The sequence below is a fragment of the Cupriavidus sp. FW305-46 genome (genome assembly GCF_058787075.1).
Map to the genome: position 1 here is coordinate 45,105 of NZ_JBYSZI010000033.1, position 23,214 is coordinate 68,318.

The window sequence follows — 23,214 nt, forward strand, 5'->3', positions numbered from 1 at the left end:
CCATGAACGTACTGATTACCGGCGGCGCCGGCTTCCTCGGCCTGCAACTCGCCCGCCTGCTGCTGCAACGCGGCACCCTGAACCTTGACGGCCAGCCCGTGGCCATCAAGCGCCTGACGCTGCTGGACGTGGTGGCGCCGCAAGGCCTGGACGATGCGCGTGTGCACGTGGTGACGGGCGACCTGTCCGACCCGGCGGTGCTGCGCCAGGCCATCGACATCAACACTGGCGCCGTGTTCCACCTGGCGGCCGTGGTCAGCGGCCAGGCCGAGGCGGATTTCGATCTCGGCATGCGCGTCAACCTCGACGCCTCGCGCGCGCTGCTGGAAACCTGCCGTGAACTGGGCCACCAGCCGCGCGTGCTGTTCACCAGCTCGGTCGCGGTCTACGGCGGCCAGCTGCCGCCGGTGGTGCAGGACGATACCGCGCTGAACCCGCAATCGTCATACGGCGTGCAGAAGGCCATCGGCGAGCTGCTGCTGTCGGACTACAGCCGCCGCGGCTTCGTCGACGGCCGCGTGCTGCGCCTGCCCACCATCAGCGTGCGCCCGGGCAAGCCCAATGCGGCGGCCTCGTCGTTCGCCAGCGGCATCATCCGCGAGCCGCTGTCGGGTGTTGCTGCCAACTGCCCGGTGGCACCGGAAACGCCGCTGTGGCTGCTGTCGCCGCGAGCTGCCGTGGCGGCGCTGGTCAATGGGATCGAGCTGGCTGGCGAGCGGCTGGGCAACCGTCGTGTGATCAACCTGCCGGGGCTGTCTGTGACGGCCGCCGGCATGGTCGATGCGCTGTGCCGCGTGGCGGGCAATGCGGTGGCGGATCGTGTCACGTGGGAACGTGAGGAACGCGTGGAGAAGATCGTCGGCACGTGGCCGGCGGCGTGGAATGCGGACCGCGCGTTGTCGCTGGGATTCCAGAGTGACGCGAGTTTTGATGACGTGATTCGGGCGTATATGGAGGACGCTGGGCTGAACAAGTAAGCCGCCCATGCCTCGTTGTTGCGACGGCTCCGTTATCTACTGAGAGCCGGTCCCCCTCGCGAGTCACGCGCCGCCCTCTCCCCCGCCCCTTTCGCATGCGGGAGAGGGGCGCAAACCAGTAGCATTGGTCAGGTCCTCGGCTAAATCAAGCCGCCGGCTTCACCACCTCATACCCCTCGATAATTTCCCGCACCTGCCCCGGAATCGCCGCCGATTTCTGCGTGGCCGGGTCCGCGCACACATAGACGATCTCACCGGTGATCAGGTGTTCGTCGCCGCGGAACATCTCCACCCGGAACAGCATGCTCGAGCGCCCCAGGCGCGACATGCGTCCGCGGATTTCCAGCTCGTCGTCAAAGCGTGCCGAGGCGTGGTATTCCAGCGTGGACTTGACCACGAAGATGTCGACGCCATGCGCGTGCAGCACGTCTTCCGGGTAGCGGATGCCCAGCGCGCGCCAGTATTCGGTCACGCAGATATCGCAGTACGTCAGGTAGTGCGCGTTGAAGACGATCGACTGCGGATCGACTTCGGCCCAGCGCACGCGCAGCGGGATGCTGTGCCGGAAATCCTCTTTGGCCATCGGCTTGGTCTCCTTGTTTGTCGTGGCTTGTCAAAGCACCAGGCCGCCGCGCCGCCGGACAGGGCCGGCAGGCGCGGCGGCCTGGATCGATGGTGGCGGCGGCAGGCTGATTGCGCTTATTGCGCCTTGGCCAGCCCCAGCTTCTCGATGATCGCCTTTTCCTTCTTGACGGTCTCGGCCGCAAACTGCGCGTATTGCTGGCTGTTCATGTAGTACGGCTCCATGTCGAACTTGGCCAGCGATTCGCGGTAGTTGGGCATGTCCATGGCCTTCTTGAAGGCGTCATGCAGCTTCTGCACGATCTTCGGGTCGGTGCCTTTGGGCGCGACCAGGCCGAACGGCGAGGTCTGCACGATGCCGATGCCCAGTTCCTTCAGCGTCGGCACGTTGGGGAAGCGCGCCGAGCGCTTCTCGCCCCAGGTCGACAGCAGGCGCAGCTTGCCCTGCTCAACGTACGGTGCCCATGCCGGCGTGTCGGCCACCGACATCACGTGGCCGCCCAGCAGCGCCTGCATCGACTCGGAATTGCCCTTGTAGGGGATGTGCGAGAACTGCACGCCCTGCTTCATGGCCAGCTCTTCCATGGTCAGGTGCAGCGTGGTCATGGAGCCCGGCGAGCCGTAGGTCAGCTTGCCCGGATTGGCCTTGGCGTAGGCGATGTACTCCTGCATCGTCTTGATCGGCGAATCGGCCGGCACCACCAGGCCGAACGAATAGCCGGCGAGGTTGATGATGTAGCTCAGGTCCTTGACCGGGTCCCAGTTGATCTTGGTGGTGTACGGCAGGCGGTAGACCGGCATGGCGACCTGGGCCAGCGTGTAGCCGTCCGGCGCGGTCGTCTGCATCATCTGCGCGGGCAGCACGCCGCCCGCGCCGGGCTTGTTCTCGACGATCACGGGCTGGCCCAGGATCTTGGAGGCGTTGTCGGCGAGCACGCGGAACGGGATATCCGTGGAGCCGCCGGCGGTGTAGCCGATCACCAGGCGGATCGGGCGCTGCGGGAACTTGTCGGCCTGTGCCTGGGCGGGCATGGCGGCAAGGCCCAGTGCCGCGGCGGCGGCGGCGATGCCCGCGCGGGCGATGAAGTGGCGGCGTTGCATTTGACTATGTCTCCTTGTGCTGCAAGTCACTGCTGAAAATGGAAGGCCGGGGCCGGTGCGGCCCTGACCGTGGCTGCTGGTCTAGTTGTGCGGTGTGCCGAACGCGGCGCGCAGCGCGGCAACGGCGTCGGCATGTGCCTGCGCCACCGCCGGCACGAAACGGCCCAGCTTGAAGAAATCATGGATCATGCCGGGGTAGTCCGCCAGCGTGGCGGCGACGCCGGCGGCGCGCAGCTTCTCCGCGTAGGCCACGCCCTCGTCGTGCAGCGGGTCGTAGCCGGCCACGGCGATCCAGGCCGGGCATGTGCCGCGCACCTCGGCGCCGGCGCCGCCGCCATCCAGCGGGGCGAAACGCCAGTCGTCGCGGCTGGCTTCCTGGTCCAGGTACTGGGCAAAGAACCAGCGGATCATGTCCGCCGTCAGCAGGTAGCCATCGGCCAGCGCGCGGTGCGACGGCGTGTCCTGGCGCGCACAGGTGCCGGGATAGATCAGCAACTGCAGCACGGGCGCCAGGCCCGCATTGCGGGCCTCCACGGCACACGCCGCGGCCAGCGTGCCGCCGGCGCTGTCGCCACCCACGGCGATGCGCGCCGGGTCGGCCCCCAGCCGGCCGGCTTCGGCGAAGACCCAGTGCAGCACATCGAAGGCGTCGTTGGCCGCGGTCGGGAAACGCCATTGCGGCCCGAGCCGGTAGTCCACCGACAGCACCATGCAGTCCGCCTGGCCACACAGCAGCCGGCACAGCGGATCGTGCGAATCGACGCTGCCGACGGTGAAGCCGCCGCCATGGAAATACATCAGCAAGGGCAGCGGCTCGGTCCAGCTGGCCTCGCGCGGGGTGTACAGCCTGAGCGGGATGGCGTGGCCGTCGCGCGCCGGCGCCAGCAGGTCTTCCGCCATATGCACGGGCGGCGGGTTGATATCCAGGATCGGCGCGCTTTTCTCGTAGGCGAGCTTGGCGTCCTCGGGCTCCATCGCGTGGATCGGCGGCCGCTTGGCGCGCGCGATCAGCTCCAGCAGCGCGGCCACCTGCGGGTCGAGCGGGCTGGATGGCAGGCCGGGCGTGGCGGGCGCATCAGGGTTGGAAGGCGGTGCGGCGGACATAGGGAATGACGCGGATCCGGACCCGGTGCCAGCGGCGCGCACAAGCTCTGGCGCGTCGCCCGCATCGGGACAAGTTCGAATTGTGAACGATCGTTCGATTTTAGTATGATGCCAGATGTTCCAGGGGCCCGGCAGTACGAGATAACCCCGAAAAATCGCTGTCAGCCTGCCACGCGGCAAGTTTTTGCGCGATGATCGGCTGAAGCGGCCCCGAGGACTCCGGAAACGCAGTAGTGCAGGTCCATTGAAACCCAAGACAGCGTGCCTGGCGAGCATCCGCTCAGGCCCGTGCAGAAGACAATTTGGCGGCAGATCCCGGCAGGAGACAAGCAAACATGGCGTTTATCTACTATCTGACCCACATCCACCTGGATTTCGGCGCGGTAAGCCTGCTCAAGTCCGAATGCGAGCGCATCGGCATCCGCCGCCCGCTGCTGGTGACCGACAAGGGCGTGGTCGCCGCGGGCGTGGCGCAGCGTGCCATCGATGCAATGCAGGGCCTGCAGGTTGCGGTGTTCGATGAAACCCCGTCGAACCCGACCGAGGCCATGGTGCGCAAGGCCGCCGCGCAGTACCGCGAGGCCGGCTGCGACGGGCTGGTGGCGGTGGGCGGCGGCTCGTCGATCGACCTGGCCAAGGGCATCGCTATCCTGGCCACGCATGAGGGCGAGCTGACCACCTATGCCACCATCGAAGGCGGCAGCGCCAGGATCACCGACAAGGCGGCGCCGCTGATCGCGGTGCCCACCACCTCGGGCACCGGCAGCGAGGTGGCGCGCGGCGCCATCATCATCCTGGACGACGGCCGCAAGCTGGGTTTCCATTCCTGGCACCTGCTGCCCAAGTCCGCCGTCTGCGACCCGGAACTGACGCTGGGACTGCCAGCCGGGCTGACCGCGGCCACCGGCATGGATGCAATCGCGCACTGCATCGAGACCTTCCTGGCCCCCGCCTTCAACCCGCCCGCGGACGGCATTGCGCTGGACGGCCTGGAGCGCGGTTGGGGCCATATCGAGCGCGCCACCCGCGACGGCCAGGACCGCGACGCGCGCCTGAACATGATGAGCGCATCGATGCAGGGCGCGATGGCGTTCCAGAAGGGGCTGGGCTGCGTGCATTCGCTGTCGCACCCGCTGGGCGGGCTGAAGATCGACGGCCGCACCGGCCTGCACCACGGCACCCTCAATGCGGTGGTGATGCCCGCGGTGCTGCGCTTCAATGCCGACGCGCCCACGGTGGTGCGCGACGACCGCTATGCACGCCTGCGCCGCGCCATGCACCTGCCCGACGGCGCCGATATCGCGCAGGCCGTGCACGACATGACCGCGCGCCTGGGGCTGCCCACCGGGCTGCGCCAGATGGGCGTCACCGAGGACATGTTCGACAAGGTGATTGCCGGTGCGCTGGTCGACCACTGCCACAAGACCAACCCGAAAGAAGCCAGCGCCGCGGATTATCGGCGTATGCTTGAGCAGTCCATGTAGCACACAGCAGCTTCCCGCCGGTCAGACCGACCAAGCGGCTGTCCGGCGGCCCTCCCTCCACAGCGCAGGAGACAACATGAGCGGCGAGCATTTGCAGGTAGTCCATGGCGATATCACCCGGATGGAAGTCGATGCCATCGTCAACGCGGCCAATAGCGGCCTGTTGGGCGGCGGTGGCGTCGACGGGGCCATCCACGGGGCCGGCGGCTCCGCCATCAAGGAGGCCTGCCGCGCGATCCGCGACGCGCAGGGCGGCTGCCCCACCGGCGAGGCGGTGATCACCACCGGCGGCCACCTGCCGGCGCCATACGTGATCCACGCGGTCGGGCCGGTCTGGCAAGGCGGCGACCAGGGCGAGGACGAACTGCTCGCCAACGCCTACCGCAACAGCATCCGGCTGGCGGCGCAGCATCACCTGCGCAGGCTGGCGTTCCCCAATATCAGCACCGGCATCTACGCCTTCCCGCGCGAGCGCGCGGCGGATATCGCCATCGCCGCGGTGCGCGAGGCGCTGGCCGGGGCGCCAGATATAGAGCAGGTCACTTTCGTCTGCTTCGACGACGAAAACTACCGGCTCTACCGCGAGCGTTTGACCTGAACGTCATGTGCGGCTGCCCCAGGGCAGCCGCACGTCCGGGTCAAGCCGGCAGCGCGCTGCGGATAAGCTGGTTGACGCGTTCCGGCTGTTCGTGGATCACCCAGTGGGTGCCCTCGGGGATGCGCTCGACGCGCAGGTCCGGCACGAAATCGGCCAGCCCGTCCACCAGCGACTTCGGCAGCGCGCGGTCGCGCTCGCCCCAGATCACCAGTGTCGGCACCCTGACCACAAAGGCGGCCGGATCCAGGCGCGAGATGTCGGGCGGCGGCTCGCCCTCGCCGGGCGGGTGCATGGGCGAGGCGCGGTAGAAATTGACGCCGCCGGTAAGCGGATGGACGCCGGCGTCCTGGCCTTCGCCCGGCTGGGACCATGCCGCGTGGTACCTGGCGCGCGTCTCGGGCGTGTACCAGGCCGCAGGTTTGCCGTCGGCATCGGCCAGCATCCGGTCCAGCAGCGCGAAGTCGTTGGCGGCGAGCGCCTTTTCCGAGCCCGGCTTGCGCAGCCAGTTCATGTAGGCGGAAGCGGCCTGCTGCCCGGGATCGGTGGCCAACGCGCGCGCAAACAGGTACGGATGCGGCGAGTTGACGATGATGAGCTGGCGCACCAGTTGCGGGAACTGGATTGCAAGGTTCCAGCAGATCGCCCCGCCCCAGTCGTGCGCCACCACCACGGCCTGGTCATAGCCCAGCGCGCTGACCAGCTGCACCAGGTCTTCGACGATATGGCGCGGCCGGTAGGCCTCGACCTCGGCGGGCTTGCTCGACAGGTTGTAGCCGCGCAGGTCCGGCGCCACGGCAAAATGCGTGCGCCCGAACTCGGCCAGCTGGGCCTCCCATTCGAACCAGAATTCAGGAAAGCCGTGCACGAACAGCATCAGCGGCTTGCCGCGCTCGCCCGCGCTGGCGTAGTGCAGGCGGGTACCGTTGGGCAGCGTGGCGTACTGCAGGTGGCGGATCACGGCGGCGGGGGCAGCCATGTTGTTCTCCATATGCGGTCCTCCTCGTTGTGGCGTTGTGCTGGCGTCAGCCGCGCAGCGCGGCAACGAGGCCCGCGCGGACCTCGGGCTTGTCGGCAAACGGATCGCCGGGATTGCGCTGCCCGACGATGTCCTCGAAGCGCTGGCGCACGGGGGCGAGCGCCTGGGGGTGGGAATAAATATAGAAGCTTTCGTCGCGGATGGCATCGAAGGTCAGCTGCGCGACCTCGGCGGCGGTCACCTTGCCGGAGCCGACGGCCTTGTCCGACAAGGCCTGCGATACCAGCTGCGAGCGCGTCGGCGGCGCCTGGTTGGCCAGGTCGGCGGGCCGGTTGCGCTGTGACTGGTTGATGCCGGTCGGCACGAAGTACGGGCACAGCACCGAGCACCGCACCTGCTCGGTCACCAGGCCCAGGTCCTGGTACAGGGTTTCAGTCAACGCCACCACCGCGTGCTTGGACACGTTGTACACGCCCATTGCCGGCGGGCTCAGCAAGCCCGCCATCGACGCCGTGTTGACGATGTGGCCCTGGTAGGCCGGATCCTTCTCTGCCGCGGCCAGCATCAGCGGCGTGAAGATGCGCACGCCGTGCACGACGCCGTACAGGTTGACGCCCAGCACCCACTCCCAGTCCTTCTCGGAGTTCTCCCAGATCAGGCCGCCCGCACCCACGCCGGCGTTATTGAACAGCAGGTTGACCTGGCCGAAGGCTTCGATGGCGGCATCGGCCAGCGCCTGCACCTGGTCGGCACGCGAGACGTCCGTGCGCAACCCGATCACCGGCACATTGCGTGCCTTGAATTCCGCCACGGTCGCGTCCAGCGCGTCTTCCTGCACATCCGCCAGCACCAGCTTCATGCCGAGATCGGCGGCAATGTGGGCAAACTCCTTGCCGAAACCCGAGGCGCCGCCGGTAATGACAGCCACCTTGTTGGAGAAATCCTTCATATCGTCTGTCCTGTCGCGTGTTTCGTTTGGGGAACGGCGGGCCGTGTGCCATGCGCGCGCTCAGGCGGCGCGCTGCACCTGGTAGCCCTGCCGCGGGAAATGCACATTGAGCGCACCGGCGCGCGGATCCTGGCGGCGCAGCGTGACGCGGCGCGCGCTCAGCGCCAGCAGCACGCCGGCCACCGGATCGCGCGCATAGTCGGTGGGCGTGACGGTGACGGGGTCGCCGGCCTGCAGGCCTGCATCCACGACCACGCCCTCATCCAGCGCCAGCGGATCGGCACTGCGCGCGGCGCCGATCGCGTCCTCGCTGTCGATCACGCGCGGCCGGCCATGGCCGAAGGTGTTCATGCGCGCATACCAGGCCTGCATGCGCGGATAAGCCTCCAGCAGCTGCGCCAGCGCGCCGGCGCGGCGGATAAACCAGAGGTTGTGGTACAGCGAGAAATCGGCAACCGACAGCGCCGGCCCGGCCACATGCCCGATCCCGGCCGCGAACTGCGTTTCCAGTTGGCCGAACGTTTCATGCAGCAGCGCGGTGGCTTCGGGCAACGGCATGCGCAGCGCATTGGTGTCGCCGCGCATGGCCTTGCGGTCCGCGCTAAAGGCCTGGACCTGCGCCGGCGACAGGTGGCCCAGCATGCTGGCAACGCCGGCCGGCTGGAACACATAGGTCACCGAAGCCGTGAACAGCGCCGCATCGAACCAGGCTGCCGCGACCCGCGCCGCCGCGGCCTGGGCCGGCGGATACAGCGCCGGCGTGGGCGCCAGCGCGTCCAGCACCTCGCAGATCAGCGCGGTATCGCAGTAGATATCGGCACCGACCTGCAGCACCGGCGTGCGGCGGTAGCCGCCGGTCAGCGCCAGCAGGTCAGGCTTGGGCAGGATGGCGGGGATTTCCACCGCCTGCCACGCCAGTCCCTTGGCGCCCAGCAGCAGGCGGACCTTCTCGGCGAATGGCGAAGTTGCGTACTGGTGAAGAATGATGTCGGCCATGCGATCCAACTCCATGTTTGCCAGCGTGTGCCGTGCGGTTCAGTCCAGCAGGTCCGGCTGTTCCTTGACGATGCGGGCATAGAGCGGCTGGAACTGGAACCAGCCCGCCTGCGCCGTGCCGACGATCGAATAGGCCTGGCGCGCGGCCGCATCGGAGATCAGCTTGAGCGGCGCCTGGGTGCGCGCCGCGGCGGCTTCGGCCAGCAACTGGACCTGGCAGGAGCGCTCCATGGTGATGAACCACCAGGCGGCTTCGTCCACGGTCTTGCCGACCGTCAGCAGGCCATGGTTCTGCAGGATGGCGGCCTTGTTCTGGCCCAGCGCATTGGCGATGCGCTGGCCCTCGTCGAGCTCCACCACCACGCCGCCGAAATCGTCATAGACCGCATGGTCCTGGTAGAACGCGCACACGTCCTGCGTGAGCGGATCGAGCGGGCGGCCCAGCGTGGACCACGCGCGGCCATGGGTGCTGTGCGAATGCGCTGCCGCGACCGCGTCGGAGCGGGTCTGGTGCACGCGCGAATGGATGGCGAAGGCCGCGGCATTGACCGGGTAGTCGCCCTCGACCACGTCGCCGTGGTGGTCGCAGCGGATCAGGTTGGAGACCTTGACCTGGCTGAAATGGACGCCGAAGGGATTGACCCAGAAGGTATCGGGAAACTCCGGGTCGCGCGCGGTGATATGGCCGGCCACGCCTTCGTCGAAACCGAACCTGGAAAACAGCCGGAAGGCCGCGGCCAGGCGCTGCTTGCGGTGCAGGCGCTCTTCGGCGGCGGTGGCGAACTGCGGCGGGCGCGGCAGGTTGCGGTAGCGGGCCTTGACCTCTTCGGGCAGGCCGGCGCCGATCTCGTCGTCGCTCTGGATTTGCGGGGCTTGCGGGGCATTCATCGGTGTCTCCATTTTTTTGGTGAAATCCGTTGCCCGCGGCGTGCCCGGCAGGCGCGCCGCGGCCCTGCATGCGCCGGTCAGACCAGCTTGACCAGCTGCTTGCCGAAGTTCTTGCCCTTGAGCAGGCCGATAAAGGCTTCCGGTGCGCTGGCCAGGCCTTCGGCAATGCTCTCGCGGAACTTGAGCTTGCCCTGTGCGACGGCGGTGCCCAGTTCCTTCAGTGCCTGCGGCCAGACTTCCATATGCTCGGAGACGATAAAGCCTTCGATGGTCAGGCGCGACACCAGGATCAGCTGCGGGTTCTTCAGCGGCAGCGGCTGGCCGTCATAGCCCGCGATCATGCCGCACATGGCAATGCGGCCGAAGGCGTTCATGCGCGTCAGCACGGCGTCCAGGATATCGCCGCCGACATTCTCGAAATAGCCGTCGATGCCGTCCGGGGTGGCTTCCTTGAGCATCTTGTAGAGCTCCTTGGGATCCTTGGCCGCCTTGTAGTCGATGCAGGCATCGAAGCCCAGCTCATTGACCACGTAGTCGCACTTGTCCTTGCCGCCGGCAAAGCCGACCGCGCGGCAGCCGGCCAGCTTGGCCAGCTGCCCGACCACGCTGCCCACCGCGCCGGAGGCCGCGCTGACCGCGATGGTCTTGCCCGGCTTGGGCAGGATGATCTTGTTCAGGCCATACCAGGCGGTCACTCCCGGCATGCCGACCGAACCGAGGTAGGCCGACAGCGGGATATGCGTGGTGTCGACCGGCTGCAGGCCGGTGCCGTCGCTGACGCCCATCTCCTGCCAGCCGAACATGCCGACCACCTTGTCGCCCGGCTTGAACTTGCTGTTCCTGCTTTCCACCACTTCGCCCACGGTCCCGCCGATCATGACCTCATCGAGCGGCTGCGGCGCGGCATAGGACTTGCTGTCGTTCATGCGGCCGCGCATGTACGGGTCCAGCGACAGGTAGTGGTTGCGCACCAGCACCTGGCCGTCGGCGATCTGCGGCACGGGCACTTCTTCCAGGCGGAAATTGGCCGGCGTCACCGCGCCTTCGGGACGCGAGGCCAGGACGATGCGCTTGAACGTTTTGGACATGGTCGATTCCTTTCAGTAGGAAACTGGAACGGCTTGAATACTGCGTCGGGAGGGACAGCCGCGCTGCCCCGTCTGCTGCATAGGCGCCGGCGCTCAGCCGTCGGCACCGGTATCGGTTTCACCCGGGCGCTGCGGCGGCATGCGCCGGATGTACTTGAAGGTGCCCGAGCCGCGCGCCACGGTCTTGCCGTCGGCATCGACGATCTCGCCTTCGCAGAACACCATGGTGGTGGTGCGGTGCACGGTAGTGCCGCGCGCGGTCAGCGCGCCGCGCCCCGGCGCCATGAAGCTGGTCTTCATCTCGATCGTGACCACGCCCCGGCCGTCCGCGTCGCTGCTGCGGCCGGCCACCGCCATGGCCACGTCGAGCAGCGTCATGATCACGCCGCCGTGGGCCATGTCCCAGCTGTTCTGGTGGCGCTTCTCGATCGGCAGCGCGATCTCGCTGCGGCCGCCTTCGGCGAGGCTGCAGGTCACGCCGAGGTCGGCAAGGAAGGGGATGTGGGTCAGGGGGCCTTTGAACTGGTTCATGGCAATTGCGAGTCCGAGAATTAGGTGCCGGCGAGGCCGAGGCCTCGCGCCGGCCCCAAGTTTGAGGGCAATCCGGGATTCCGCCAAGCCGCACGGTGCGGCTTGCCCGGAATGCGCCCTGCCCGGCTCAGACCGCGCTGACGCCGCCGTCCACCGCCAGGATCTGGCCGGTGATGTGCTTGCCGGCGTCGCTGGCAAACAGCAGCGCGGCGCCCTTCAGGTCTTCATCGTCGCCCAGGCGATGCAGCGGCACGCCGGCGCACATCGCCTCAACGCCCATGCGCTCGAGCGAGCCCTTGGTCATCTTCGACGGGAAGAAGCCCGGCGCCAGCGCGTTGACGGTGATGTTGTGCTCGCCCCACTCGGCCGCCAGCGTGCGCGTGAAATTGACCACCGCACCCTTGGAGGTGTTGTAGGCAATGGTCTCCATGCTGCCCGGCGGGTTGCCGGCCAGGCCTGCGATCGACGCCACGTTGATGATGCGGCCGTAGCGGCGCGGGATCATCGACAGCTTGCCGATGCGCTGGCTCAGCAGGAACAGGCCGCGGATGTTCAGGTTCATCACCTTGTCCCAGGCTTCGACCGGATGGTCTTCGGCCGGGGCGCCCCAGGTGGCGCCGGCGTTGTTGACCAGGATGTCGACGTGGCCCAGTCTGGCGATGGCTTCGTCCGCCAGGCGCGCGACCTCCGACTCCTGCGAGCCGTCGGCGGCGATCCAGTCGGCCTCGATGCCGAGCGACTTCAGGTGCGCCTGCGCCGCCTGCAGCTCGTCGGCCTTGCGCGCCGACAGCACCAGGCGCGCGCCCTGCTCGCCCAGCGCCTCGGCAATCTGCAGGCCAAGCCCGCGCGAGCCGCCGGTGATCAGCGCGGTCTTGCCTTTCAGGTCAAACAGTTGCTGGATGGTACGCATATTGTCTTCCTTCGTTCTGTAGTGTTCGGGGATGGGCAAGCGCCGCTCAGAACCACGCGTCCTGCATGTCGAGCGTGGTGCGGTCGAGCGATTCAAGCAGCGCCAGCTGCGGGCCGGCCTTGGGCAGCTCCCAGCGGAAGAAGTAGGCCGCCGCGGCCAGCTTGCCGCGGTAGAAGTCCTCGTCTTCCTTGCCGTTCGCGCGCGGCAGCGCGGCTTGCGCCAGCAGTGCCTGTTCCAGCCAGATCCACGCCACCACCACGTGCCCGAAGGCCTCCAGGTAGACCGAGGCATTGGCCAGCGTCACGTTGGGGTCGCCCGCGCTCCACAGCGCCTGCGTGACCTCGGCCAGGCGCTTGGTGGCGGCGCCGAGGGCGCCTGCCTGCTGCGACAACTCGGCATTGCCGGCGGCGAGCGCGCGGGCGATGGTGTCCTGCACGCGCTCGCCCAGCAGCTTGAAGGCGGCGCCGTCCTTCATCACCACCTTGCGGCCCAGCAGGTCCAGGCCCTGGATGCCGTGCGTGCCTTCGTGGATCGGGTTGAGGCGGTTGTCGCGGTAGAACTGCTCGACGTTGTATTCGCGCGTGTAGCCGTAGCCGCCATGCACCTGGATCGCCAGGTTGTTGGCCTCCAGGCACCATTGCGACGGCCAGCTCTTGGCGATCGGGGTCAGGATATCGAGCAACAGCGCCAGGCGCGCATGCGCGGCTTCGTCGCCGGCGGCCGCAGCGGCCTCTTCCTCGTCGACCAGGCGCGCGCAATAGAGGTTCAGCGCCAGGCCGCCTTCGACATAGCTCTTCTGCGCCAGCAGCATGCGGCGGATATCGGCGTGCTCGACCAGCTTCACCTGCGGGCTGGCCGCATCCTTGCCGCCGGGGCCGACCGCGCGGCCTTGCGGGCGGTTGCGCGCGTAGTCCAGTGCGTGCAGGTAGCCGGTATAGCCCAGCATCACCGCGCCCAGGCCCACGCCGATGCGCGCCTCATTCATCATGTGGAACATGCAGGCCAGGCCCTTGTGCGGCTCGCCCACCAGGTAGCCGATCGCACCGGCCTTGCCGCCCGGCTGGTACTTCATGCCTTCGCCGAAGTTGAGCAGGCAGTTGGTGGTGCCGCGGTAGCCCATCTTGTGGTTCAGGCCGGCCAGCACCACGTCGTTGTGCTCGCCCAGCGAGCCGTCTTCATTGACCAGGTACTTGGGCACGATGAAGAGCGAGATGCCCTTCACGCCCGGGATCAGCTTGCCGTCCGGGCCGGGGATCTTGGCCAGCACCAGGTGGACGATATTTTCCGACAGCTCGTGCTCGCCGGCAGAGATCCACATCTTGTTGCCGCGCAGCCGGTACTGCGCGCCCAGCGGCGATTCGCCCTCGTACTCGGCGCGCGTGGTGATGTCCGACAGCGACGAGCCCGCCTGCGGCTCGGACAGGCACATGGTGCCGAAGAAGCGCCCTTCCATCTCCGGCTTGACGAAGGTCTCGACCTGCGCCGGCGTGCCGTGCGCGAGCAGCAGGTTGGCGTTGCCGATAGTCAGGAACGGGTACGAACTGGTACCGACGTTGGCACCCTTGAAGTAGGCAAAGCCGGCCTTCTCGACCACCACCGGCAGCTGCATGCCGCCCAGTTCATAGTCCTGGCCGGCGGCCATCAGGCCGGCCTCGCAGAAGACCTTCAGCGCGGTGCCGACCTCGGGGATGATGCTGACGGTCTCGCCGTCGAAATGCGGTTCCTGCTGGTCGTTCTTCTTGTTGTGCGGCGCGAACAGGTCGGTGGCGATTTTCTCGCAGGTGTCCAGCGCGGCGTCGAAGGTCTCGCGCGAGTGGTCGGCATAGCGCGGGATGCGCGTGAGCTCGTCGACCTTGAGCCATTCGTACAGCACGAAATTCAGGTCGCGGCGGGAAAGGATCATCGACATGGTGTCTCCATGCGGCGCACTGCGTGGCGTGCCGCGAATTCTTTTTGCCAGCGTGGAAGGCGCCGGGCGCGATCAAAAAAGGGCGCTGCCGCGCCCTTCCCTGCCTGCCGCTCAGGCGCCTTCGCCAAGGCGCGCGATCGTTCCCTGCGCGACCGCGCAGAGCTTCTCCTCGCCATCCTTGACGACGAACACATCGCAGCGCACCACCGCCTGCTGGCGGCCGGCGCTGACGCATTCGGCGCGGGCGACCAGCATCTCGCCGATCGCCGGGCGCACGTAGTTGATCTTGTACTCGGATGTCACCACCGGCACCGCCATGGCCGCACCGCCCGCATAGGTCAGCGCGTTGTCGGCCAGGTAGCTGACCACGCCGCCGTGCAGGAAGCCATGCTGCTGCCGCAGATCCTGGCGGATCGGCAATCGCAACTCGGCCTTGCCCGATGACAGCGCCGCCAGCTCGGTGCCGACCAGGACCGAGAAAGGCTGGCTGGCCAGCACCTCCCGGCCCCAGGCGAGCATGTCGGCAGGCCTGGCCTGCCCGGTGCCCGCAGCGGACATCAGAGCACTTCGAAGAGCCCGGCTGCGCCCTGGCCGCCGCCGATGCACATGGTCACGACCACGTACTTGACGCCGCGGCGCTTGCCTTCGATCAGCGCATGGCCGACCAGGCGCGCGCCCGAGACACCGTAGGGGTGACCCACGGCGATGGCGCCGCCGTTGACGTTGAGGCGGTCCATCGGGATGCCCAGCGTATCGGCGCAGTACAGCACCTGCACCGCGAAGGCTTCGTTCAGCTCCCACAGGCCGATGTCGTCGACCTTCAGGCCAGCCTTCTTCAGCAGCTTGGGCACGGCAAAGACCGGGCCGATGCCCATCTCGTCCGGCTCGCAGCCAGCCACCGCAAAGCCGCGGAACACGCCCAGCGGCTGCAGGCCGCGGGCCTCGGCTACGCGTGCGTTCATCACCACGGCAGCCGAAGCGCCGTCCGAGAACTGCGAGGCATTGCCGGCGGTGATCACGCCACCCGGCACGGCGCTGCGGATCTTGGCCACGCCTTCCAGGGTGGTGTCGGCGCGGATGCCTTCGTCGGCGGAGATGGTGACTTCCTTGGTCACCAGCTGGCCGGTGGACTTGTCGGCCACGCCCGCCAGCACCGTCATCGGCACGATCTCGTCCTTGAACTTGCCGGCTTCCTGCCCGGCGGCGGCGCGTTGCTGGCTGCGCACGCCGTACTCGTCCTGGCGCTCCTTCGCGATGTTGTAGCGCTTAGCCACGTTCTCGGCGGTCTGCAGCATGTTCCAGTAGATTTCCGGCTTGTTCTTCAGCAGCCAGCTTTCCTGGACCATATGGCGGTTCATCTCCTGCTGCACGCACGAGATGCTTTCCACGCCGCCGGCGACGAAGATGTCGCCCTCATCGGCGATCACGCGCTGCGCGGCCATGGCGATGGTCTGCAGGCCGGACGAGCAGAAGCGGTTGACGGTGGCGCCGGGCACGGTCACCGGACAGCCGGCGCGCAGTGCGATCTGGCGTGCGATGTTGGCGCCGGTGGCACCTTCCGGGTTGGCACAGCCCATCAGCACGTCTTCCACTTCGGCGGCCTCGATCTTGGCGCGGGCAATGGCGTGCTGGACGGCATGGCCACCCAGCGTGGCGCCGTGGGTCATGTTGAAGGCGCCCTTCCAGCTCTTGGCCAGCGGGGTCCGCGCGGTGGATACGATGACTGCTTCGTTCATGTCTTGCTCCTCGGAATCTCTTGTGTCGTTCAGTTCGGTGGTTCGGTTCAGCCCTGGCCCTTGAGCAGTTCAGCGGACGTGACACGCGCAACGCCGGCGGCGCCGAGGTCCTGCCATGCCCTGGCCAGCGACCCGTCCAGGTCGATGGCACGGCACGCATCCTCGATCACCGCGGCTGCAAAGCCCGCGGCGCGCGCATCGAGCGCGCTCCAGGCCACGCAATAGTCCGTCGCCAGACCCGCGCAGAACACGCGCTTGACGCCATGCTCGCGCAGGTAGCCGGCCAGCCCGGTGCGCGTGGTGCGGTCCGCTTCCAGGAAAGCGGAGTAGCTGTCCACGTCGGCATGGTGGCCCTTGCGGATCACCAGCCGCGCATGCGGCACGTGCAGGCCCGCATGCAGCGCAGCGCCGGGCGTGTCCTGCACGCAGTGCACCGGCCACAGCACCTGCTCGCCATACGGCAGCGTCAGCGTCTGGAACGGCTGCGTGCCCGCATGGTTGGCCGCGAACGAGACGTGGCTGACGGGATGCCAGTCCTGCGTCAGCACCACATGACCGAACGCACGCGCCAGCCGGTTGACGACGGGCACCACTTCATCGCCGTGGGGCACGGCAAGCGCGCCGCCCGGCATGAAGTCGTTCTGCACGTCGATCACCAGCAGGCAATCGTCCGGTCCGATGGTGGTGTTCATCTCAGCTCCAGGCTGAACCGTGTGGCGGTATTAACCGTTGAAGCCCTTGCCTTCGTCCGCCAGCTTCTGCAGCAGCGGCGCGACCTGCCACGCTTCACCGTGGTAGCCCTTGGCGTAGCGCTTCATCGACAGCGCCACGTTGTACAGGCCGACCTGGTCCGCGTACAGCATCGGGCCGCCGCGGAACAGCGGGAAGCCGTAGCCGGTCAGGTACACCATGTCGATATCCGAGGCCTTGGAAGCAATGCCTTCTTCCAGGATCCTGGCGCCTTCGTTGACCAGCGCGAACACCAGGCGCTCGACGATCTCTTCGTCAGAGATCTTGCGGCGCGTGATGCCCAGGTCCTTCGAGTGCTGCACGATCATGTCGTTGACCTGCTGGTTCGGGTACGGCTTGCGGTCGCCCGCCTTGTAGTCGTACCAGCCCGCGCCGGTCTTCTGGCCGAAGCGGCCCATCTCGCACAGCAGGTCGGCGGTCTTGGAATACTGGATGTCCGGCTTGTCCACCGCGCGGCGCTTGCGGATGGCCCAGCCGATGTCGTTGCCGGCCAGGTCGCCCATGCGGAACGGGCCCATGGCAAAGCCGAACTTCTCGATGGCCTTGTCGACCTGCTCCGGCAGCGCGCCTTCGTCCAGCAGGTAGCCAGCCTGGCGGCTGTACTGCTCGATCATGCGGTTGCCGATAAAGCCGTCGCAAACGCCCGACACCACCGCGGTCTTCTTGATCTTCTTGCCGACCTGCATGACCGTGGCCAGCACGTCCTTGCCGGTCTTCTCGCCACGCACCACTTCCAGCAGCTTCATCACATTGGCCGGGCTGAAGAAGTGCATGCCGACCACGTCCTGCGGACGCCTGGTGAACGAGGCGATCTTGTTGACGTCGAGCGTCGAGGTGTTCGAGGCCAGGATCGCGCCCTGCTTGGCGACTTCATCCAGCTTCTTGAACACGGTCTCCTTGACGCCCATCTCTTCGAACACGGCCTCGATGATCAGGTCGGCGTCCTTGAGGTCGTCATAGGACAGCGTGGTGGTCAGCAGGCCCATGCGCTGCTCGACCTTCTCTTGCGTGAGCTTGCCCTTCTTGGCGCTGTTCTCGTAGTTCTTGCGGATGATGCCGACGCCGCGGTCGAGCGCTTCCTGCTTGGTTTCCAGGATGGTGACCGGGATGCCCGCATTGAGGAAGTTCATGCTGATGCCGCCGCCCATGGTGCCGGCGCCGATCACGGCGACCTTCTCGATCTTGCGGGTCGGCGTGCCTTCGGGCACATCGGGGATCTTGCTGGCGGCACGCTCGCCAAAGAAGGCGTGGCGCAGCGCGCGCGATTCCGGCGTGGTGACCAGGTAGAGGAAGCCCTCGCGCTCTTGCTTCAGGCCCTGTTCGAACGGCTTGAGCGAGCCGGCCACCGCTTCCAGGCACTTCAGCGGCGCCGGGAAGTTCTTGGCCATCGCGGCCACGGTGTTGCGGGCAAAGCCCAGGTAGCCTTCGGGGTTCTCGTGGCGCACCTTCAGGTCGCGCACCTTCGGGTGCGGGCCGGTGGCGGCGCCAACGTTCTGCGCGAACTTGACCGCGGCGGGCAGCACGTCACCGTCGACGATTTCATCGAAGAGCTTGGTGCCGGCAAACTTCTCGGACAGCACCGGGGTGCCCGACACGATCATGTTGGCCGCGGCCTCCAGGCCGATCACGCGCGGCAGGCGCTGCGTGCCGCCGGCGCCCGGCAGCAGGCCCAGCTTCACTTCCGGCAGCGCGATCTGGGCGCCCTTGGACGCCACGCGGTAGTTGCAGCCCAGCGCCAGCTCCAGGCCGCCACCCATGGCGACCGAGTGCACGGCGGCCACGACCGGCTTGGACGAGCCTTCCAGCACGCGGATCACCGAGTGCAGCGTCGGCTCCTGCATGGCCTTGGGCGTATTGAATTCACGGATGTCGGCGCCGCCCGAGAAAGCCTTGCCAGCGCCGGTGATGACGATGGCCTTGACGGCGGCATCGTCCAGCGCACGGGTCATGCCTTCGACGATGCCAAGCCGGGTGCTGTGACCCAGGCCGTTGACAGGGGGATTGTCGAGCGTGATGACGGCTACGCCGTCCTGAACCTGATACTGCGCTGTCATGCTGGTTCCTTTGGTGTCAAAAGTTGTCTCGGGATTCGAATTCTCGAATTCATTTTTTACTGCACGGCGCGGCCGGCGGCGGCCGACGACTGCTGCGGGAGGCGGCCGTCATGAGCGGGTAAACCCTCCGCCCGACCTGCCGCTTTCCCGCGTCCCGCAACGCCTTCCGGCGCTTGGGCGAAACAAGCATACACAAAATAGCACGGTCGTTCAATTTCAATTTTCGGACTTTTCCGACGACATGCGCGGCGCGAATGCCGCCCCTGACCGCGATGCATGGCGGGGGCGCCTAAACCGGTGCCAAATCGCCCTGCCATGGCGGATAAAGCACTTGCCGACTGCGACTGAGTGCCGCCTCTAAACCAGTATCGGACTTTATTTGTCCGACACGGACAAATCGCGCTGGCCGACCCTGTAAACTCGCGGCTTTTCGTTTTTTGCCGTCCGGGTTCCACAAGATGCCGGATCGGCGGAAGGTCCAGCGACCCTGATGTCTTCCCCCTCACACTCCCACGCCCACGAGCACCAGCACCCGGTGGTCGAGCACGACCACCTCAAGCGCAGGCTCAAGGCCCGCCACCTGAGCATGATTGCCATCGGCGGCGCAGTCGGCACCGGGCTGTTCGTGGCCTCGGGCGCCTCGATCGCGCAGGCCGGCCCCGGCGGCGCGCTGCTCATGTATATGCTGCTCGGGCTGATGGTCTATTGCCTGATGACCAGCCTGGGCGAGCTGGCGGTGCATATGCCGGTGGCCGGCTCCTTCGTCACCTACAGCGCGCTCTATGTCGACGAAGGCTTCGGCTTCGCGCTGGGCTGGAACTACTGGTTCAGCCTGGCGGTGACCATCGCCGTGGAACTGACCGCGGCGCAGCTGGTGATGCAGTACTGGTTCCCCGAAATGCCCGGCGTGGTCTGGAGCGCCGCGTTCCTGCTGCTGATGTTCGGGCTCAATGCGTTCTCGGTGCGCGGCTTCGGCGAGGCCGAGTACTGGTTCGCGCTGATCAAGGTGGTGACCGTGATCGTGTTCCTCGGCGTGGGCCTGCTGATGATCTTCGGCATCATGAAAGGCGGCCCGCAGTCCGGCTGGCACAACTTCACCATGGGCGACGCGCCCTTTGTCGGCGGCATCCCGGCCATGATCGGCGTGGCGATGATCGCGGGCTTCTCCTTCCAGGGCACGGAAACGGTGGGCGTGGCCGCCGGCGAGGCGGAGAACCCGGCCAGGACCATCCCGCGCGCGATCCGGCAGACCTTCTGGCGCATCCTGCTGTTCTATGTGGTCGCGATCCTGATCATCGGGGTGCTGATTCCCTATACCGATCCCAGCCTGCTGCGCAACGACGTCACCGACGTGGGCGTGAGCCCGTTCGCACTGGTGTTCCGCCACGCCGGCCTGGCCTTTGCCGCGGGACTGATGAACGCGGTGGTGCTGACCGCGCTGCTCTCGGCCGGCACCTCCAGCATGTATGTATCGACCCGGATCCTCTACGGCCTGGCCGTCAGCGGCCGCGCGCCGCGCGCGTTCGGCAAGCTGACCGTGAGCGGCGTGCCGTTCAACGCGCTGCTGGCCACCACCGCCGTGGGCGCGCTGTGCTTCTTCAGTTCGCTGTTCGGGGACAAGGCGGTCTACCTGTGGCTGCTCAACACCTCGGCCATGACCGGCTTCTTTGCCTGGCTGGGCATTGCCATCAGCCATTACCGCTTCCGTCGCGGGCTGGTGCACCAGGGCTATGACGTGGGCATGCTGGCCTACCGATCGCCGCTCTATCCCTTCGGCCCCATCTTTACCGTGGTGCTGTGCGTGGTGATCGTGGCCGGGCAGAACTACCAGGCGTTTGCGGATATTCCGAACCGGTGGCCGGAGATCGTGGCGACCTATATCGGCGTGCCGGCGTTCCTGGCGCTGTGGTGGGGATACCGGGCCGTGAAGAAGTCGCGGCTGATTGATTACGACGATATGCCGTTTGATTTGCCGAAGCCACCGGCTCGCTCCCGTCTACCGCTTGCGGGTGACGGGCAGGGAGTGAGGGCCGGCGCTGGCATGTCACCGGAATGACTTCGCCGGGGCGCCCCGCCCTCGCCCCGACCCTCTCCCGCAAGCGGGAGAGGGAACACACAGCTTGTGCAGGCCGTGGTTGTCGAACTCCGGCCGCAGTAGCAATCAGAACCTGAAGTTCGCCGTCAGCATGCCAAAGCGCCCTGCGCCCAGTGCGCCGTAGTGGTTGTGCGCCTTGGTGTAGTACGTCTTGTCGAACAGGTTCTGGATATTGAGCTGCAGCGACAGGTTCTTGTTCACCTTGTAGGCGCCCATCAGGTCAAAGCGCCAGTACGACGGCACATACAACGAGTTGGCCGGGTTGGCATAGACCTTGTCGACATAATACGCACCCGCGCCCACCGTCAGCGCCGGCAGGAGCTGGTAGGTGGTCCACAGGCTGAAGCTGTTCTTCGGCGTATTGGGGAACTGGTTGCCGTTGTTGGCCGCGTTGACTGCCTGCGGACCGTTGTCGATCAGCTCGCTGTTCAGGTAGGTATAGCCGCCGAACACGCCCCACTTGTCGGTCAGGTTGCCGGCAAAGCCCAGTTCGAAGCCCTTCACGCGCTGCTTGCCGGCATTGATCGTGGTGTTGGCGTCAACCGCGACCCGCGCGTTGTTCTTCTCGATCTGGAAGATCGCACCGGTCAGCGACAGGCGGCGGGCCAGCAGGTCCCACTTGGTGCCGATTTCCACCGAACGCGAGGTCTCCGGCTCCAGGTTGCGCTGCGCCGCGGTGATATTGTCGGCGCCGTCGCCGTTGGTCGAACCCGGCGGCGTCGACGAGGTGCCGTACGACACGTAGATGCTGGCATTCTCCACAGGCTTGTACACCACGCCAGCCTGGTAGTTGAAGAAGTGCGACTTGTTGCGGACATCCAGCTGCGCCACGGCCGCGCCGGTGTTCGGGTTGGTGTACGCGTTGGCGAAAGCGTGCGTGTCGTAGTTGTCGTAGCGGATGCCGCCGTTGACCAGCCACTGCTTGGTGATCTCCACCGTGTCGAACAGGTAGACCGACTGCGTGTTGGTGGTCGTGGTGGTAGTGACCGGCATCTTGCTGATGCTGCCGCGCCACGGGTCGTTCGGGTTCGGGTTGGCCAGCGGCGCGCAGTCGAAGCTGGCCACCAGCGACGCGTTGCAGATGCCCGCTGCCGCCGCCCGGTTGGCCGAGACCACGTTGTACGGGGTGTTATCGGTATCGTCGCGGCTGAACTCAAAGCCGAACAGCACGGTGTGCTTGAGGCTGCCGGTGTCGAACTTGGCGCTCAGGTCGGTCTGGTTGGTCAGCGTCTCGGTCGCCGAATCGCGGCTCTTGGTGTTGCGCCAGACAAAGCCGCGCGGCACGTTGCCCTTGCTGTCGTCAGGGTTGGTGACGATGTAGTCGTTGGTCGCGCGGCCCCAGCGAGTGGTGTTGCTGAACACCAGGCCGTTGCGGAAGTCATGCTTGACCGTGGCCGTGGCGATATCGGACTGCGTCTTCTGGAAATCGCGATTGGTCAGGCCGTAGAAATTGTTGCGGTCGACACTGGCCGGCTGCGACGGGTTGGCCTTGCTCGACTGGCTGGCGGGGCGGGAATACGGAATGCTGTAGTCCGGCATGCCGTTGCCCTGCAGGTGGTAGTACGACAGCGTGACCTGCGTGGGTGAGTTCAGGCCAAAGGTCACGGACGGCGCGAAGCCCCAGGAGTTCTGGTCGACCTCGTCGCGGCCGGGCACGTTGGCGGTATACCCCAGCGCATTCAGGCGCACGGCAGTATTGTCGTTGAGCACGTAGTTGCCGTCTGCCGTGGCGCGGAAATACGAGTCCGTGCCCACGCCCACCGAGCCCTGCACGAAGTTCTCGCTGGTCGGCAGCTTCGACACGATGTTGATCATGCCGCCGGCCGAGCCCTTGCCGCCAAAGGCCGAGCTCGGGCCCTTGATGACTTCGATGCTTTCGATATTGAAGGTGTCGCGGGTCTGCGAAGCGGTGTCGCGCACGCCGTCGACATAGATGCTCGACATCGAGTCGAAGCCGCGGATGAACGGACGGTCGCCGATCGGGTTGCCGCCTTCGCCGGCGCCGAAGGTGATGCCCGGCGTGGTGCGCAGCGCGTCCTGCAGCGAGTTGGAACCGGTCTGCTGCACCACCTGTGCCGGCACCACCGTGACGGACTTGGGGGTATCCAGCAACGGCGCGGTGAACTTGGCCGACTGGGCCTCGTCCACCTTGTAACCATCATCCTTCGCCCCTGTCACCGTCACGCTTTGCAGCGTCACGGGCTTGGTGTCGGCACTGGCCGCGGCGGCAGGCTGGCTCTCCTGTGCCGCAGCGCCCTGCATGGCAAACACTGCCACGGCGCCGGCCAGCGCCCCGGCAAGCGGATTCAGCCGGAACGTGTCCTGTTGTTGTTTCACGATCTACCTTCCCTTTGTTGCTTTGTAGTTTTCTTGACTCGATCTGTGCGTGGTCATGAAGACAGGGCTCAGGCAGCGTGAAAGCTTTGATTCATGTCATCCATAACGGCGGGCGATTATAAGATGGCCGAAATCAAAACACAAACAAG

Annotated in this window: 20 protein-coding genes; 4 read left to right on the forward strand and 16 right to left on the reverse strand. The window is 66.7% G+C overall.

The annotated features are described in order from the left end of the window. The first annotated feature begins 2 nt into the window (after window positions 1-2). Window positions 3-977, forward strand: coding sequence for a D-erythronate dehydrogenase (denD, locus tag AC3WON_RS17305; protein ID WP_492352353.1), 975 nt, complete (start codon window positions 3-5; stop codon window positions 975-977). A gap of 145 nt (window positions 978-1,122) precedes the next feature. Here the strand turns inward: denD and AC3WON_RS17310 are convergent, their stop codons facing one another. From AC3WON_RS17310 to AC3WON_RS17320, 3 genes are all read right to left on the reverse strand, one after another. After that, window positions 1,123-1,560, reverse strand: coding sequence for a YbgC/FadM family acyl-CoA thioesterase (locus tag AC3WON_RS17310; RefSeq protein WP_492320174.1), 438 nt, complete (start codon window positions 1,558-1,560; stop codon window positions 1,123-1,125). A 116-nt stretch (window positions 1,561-1,676) separates the two neighbouring features. Beyond that, entirely contained in the window at window positions 1,677-2,660 is a 984-nt protein-coding gene (locus AC3WON_RS17315) for a tripartite tricarboxylate transporter substrate binding protein (RefSeq protein ID WP_492320173.1), read from the reverse strand. 81 nt (window positions 2,661-2,741) lie between these two features. Then, entirely contained in the window at window positions 2,742-3,764 is a 1,023-nt protein-coding gene (locus AC3WON_RS17320; protein ID WP_492352354.1) for an alpha/beta hydrolase, read from the reverse strand. Window positions 3,765-4,099: 335 nt separating this feature from the next. On the opposite strand from AC3WON_RS17320, the gene gbd reads away from it, so the two are divergent. Both gbd and AC3WON_RS17330 read left to right on the forward strand, forming a co-directional pair. Further along, window positions 4,100-5,248, forward strand: a complete 1,149-nt coding sequence (gene gbd / locus AC3WON_RS17325; RefSeq protein ID WP_436221556.1) for a 4-hydroxybutyrate dehydrogenase — start codon at window positions 4,100-4,102, stop codon at window positions 5,246-5,248. 76 nt (window positions 5,249-5,324) lie between these two features. Continuing rightward, the gene (locus AC3WON_RS17330) at window positions 5,325-5,846 is read left to right on the forward strand and encodes an O-acetyl-ADP-ribose deacetylase (RefSeq protein WP_492320170.1); all 522 of its coding nucleotides are present in this window, start codon (window positions 5,325-5,327) and stop codon (window positions 5,844-5,846) included. A gap of 40 nt (window positions 5,847-5,886) precedes the next feature. On the opposite strand, the gene AC3WON_RS17335 is transcribed toward AC3WON_RS17330, so the two are convergent. The 12 genes from AC3WON_RS17335 to AC3WON_RS17390 form a co-directional block, all read right to left on the reverse strand. Then, complete coding sequence (locus AC3WON_RS17335) at window positions 5,887-6,834, reverse strand: alpha/beta fold hydrolase (RefSeq protein ID WP_492320169.1); 948 nt, start codon at window positions 6,832-6,834, stop codon at window positions 5,887-5,889. A 34-nt stretch (window positions 6,835-6,868) separates the two neighbouring features. Beyond that, entirely contained in the window at window positions 6,869-7,771 is a 903-nt protein-coding gene (locus AC3WON_RS17340) for an SDR family oxidoreductase (RefSeq protein ID WP_492352355.1), read from the reverse strand. A gap of 60 nt (window positions 7,772-7,831) precedes the next feature. Continuing rightward, window positions 7,832-8,767 carry a glutathione S-transferase family protein gene (locus AC3WON_RS17345; protein WP_492320168.1) on the reverse strand — a complete coding sequence of 312 codons (936 nt, stop codon included), beginning with the start codon at window positions 8,765-8,767 and terminating at the stop codon, window positions 7,832-7,834. Window positions 8,768-8,806: 39 nt separating this feature from the next. Further along, the gene (locus tag AC3WON_RS17350) at window positions 8,807-9,655 is read right to left on the reverse strand and encodes a class II aldolase/adducin family protein (protein ID WP_316149325.1); all 849 of its coding nucleotides are present in this window, start codon (window positions 9,653-9,655) and stop codon (window positions 8,807-8,809) included. A 77-nt stretch (window positions 9,656-9,732) separates the two neighbouring features. After that, entirely contained in the window at window positions 9,733-10,743 is a 1,011-nt protein-coding gene (locus AC3WON_RS17355; RefSeq protein ID WP_011615136.1) for an NADP-dependent oxidoreductase, read from the reverse strand. A 93-nt stretch (window positions 10,744-10,836) separates the two neighbouring features. After that, entirely contained in the window at window positions 10,837-11,274 is a 438-nt protein-coding gene (locus tag AC3WON_RS17360; RefSeq protein WP_492320167.1) for a PaaI family thioesterase, read from the reverse strand. 127 nt (window positions 11,275-11,401) lie between these two features. Further along, the gene (locus AC3WON_RS17365; protein WP_492320166.1) at window positions 11,402-12,184 is read right to left on the reverse strand and encodes an SDR family oxidoreductase; all 783 of its coding nucleotides are present in this window, start codon (window positions 12,182-12,184) and stop codon (window positions 11,402-11,404) included. A gap of 46 nt (window positions 12,185-12,230) precedes the next feature. Beyond that, window positions 12,231-14,093, reverse strand: coding sequence for an acyl-CoA dehydrogenase (locus tag AC3WON_RS17370; RefSeq protein ID WP_492352356.1), 1,863 nt, complete (start codon window positions 14,091-14,093; stop codon window positions 12,231-12,233). Between the two features lie 111 nt (window positions 14,094-14,204). Continuing rightward, window positions 14,205-14,651, reverse strand: coding sequence for a PaaI family thioesterase (locus tag AC3WON_RS17375; RefSeq protein WP_492320164.1), 447 nt, complete (start codon window positions 14,649-14,651; stop codon window positions 14,205-14,207). Next, on the reverse strand, window positions 14,651-15,829 hold the full coding sequence (locus AC3WON_RS17380; RefSeq protein ID WP_492320163.1) for an acetyl-CoA C-acyltransferase: 1,179 nt from the start codon (window positions 15,827-15,829) through the stop codon (window positions 14,651-14,653). Before AC3WON_RS17380 ends, AC3WON_RS17375 begins: the two co-directional genes overlap by 1 nt. 47 nt (window positions 15,830-15,876) lie before the next feature. Beyond that, the gene (pncA, locus tag AC3WON_RS17385) at window positions 15,877-16,521 is read right to left on the reverse strand and encodes a bifunctional nicotinamidase/pyrazinamidase (protein ID WP_492320162.1); all 645 of its coding nucleotides are present in this window, start codon (window positions 16,519-16,521) and stop codon (window positions 15,877-15,879) included. A gap of 30 nt (window positions 16,522-16,551) precedes the next feature. Continuing rightward, window positions 16,552-18,633: a 3-hydroxyacyl-CoA dehydrogenase NAD-binding domain-containing protein gene (locus AC3WON_RS17390; RefSeq protein WP_492320161.1), complete on the reverse strand. Its 2,082-nt coding sequence runs from the start codon at window positions 18,631-18,633 to the stop codon at window positions 16,552-16,554. A gap of 490 nt (window positions 18,634-19,123) precedes the next feature. Here AC3WON_RS17390 and AC3WON_RS17395 point away from each other — a divergent pair, with 490 nt between their 5' ends. Then, window positions 19,124-20,689: an amino acid permease gene (locus AC3WON_RS17395; RefSeq protein WP_492352357.1), complete on the forward strand. Its 1,566-nt coding sequence runs from the start codon at window positions 19,124-19,126 to the stop codon at window positions 20,687-20,689. 105 nt (window positions 20,690-20,794) lie between these two features. Here AC3WON_RS17395 and AC3WON_RS17400 read toward each other — a convergent pair whose 3' ends face one another. Then, window positions 20,795-23,065, reverse strand: a complete 2,271-nt coding sequence (locus tag AC3WON_RS17400; RefSeq protein WP_492320159.1) for a TonB-dependent receptor — start codon at window positions 23,063-23,065, stop codon at window positions 20,795-20,797. Window positions 23,066-23,214 lie beyond the last annotated feature (149 nt).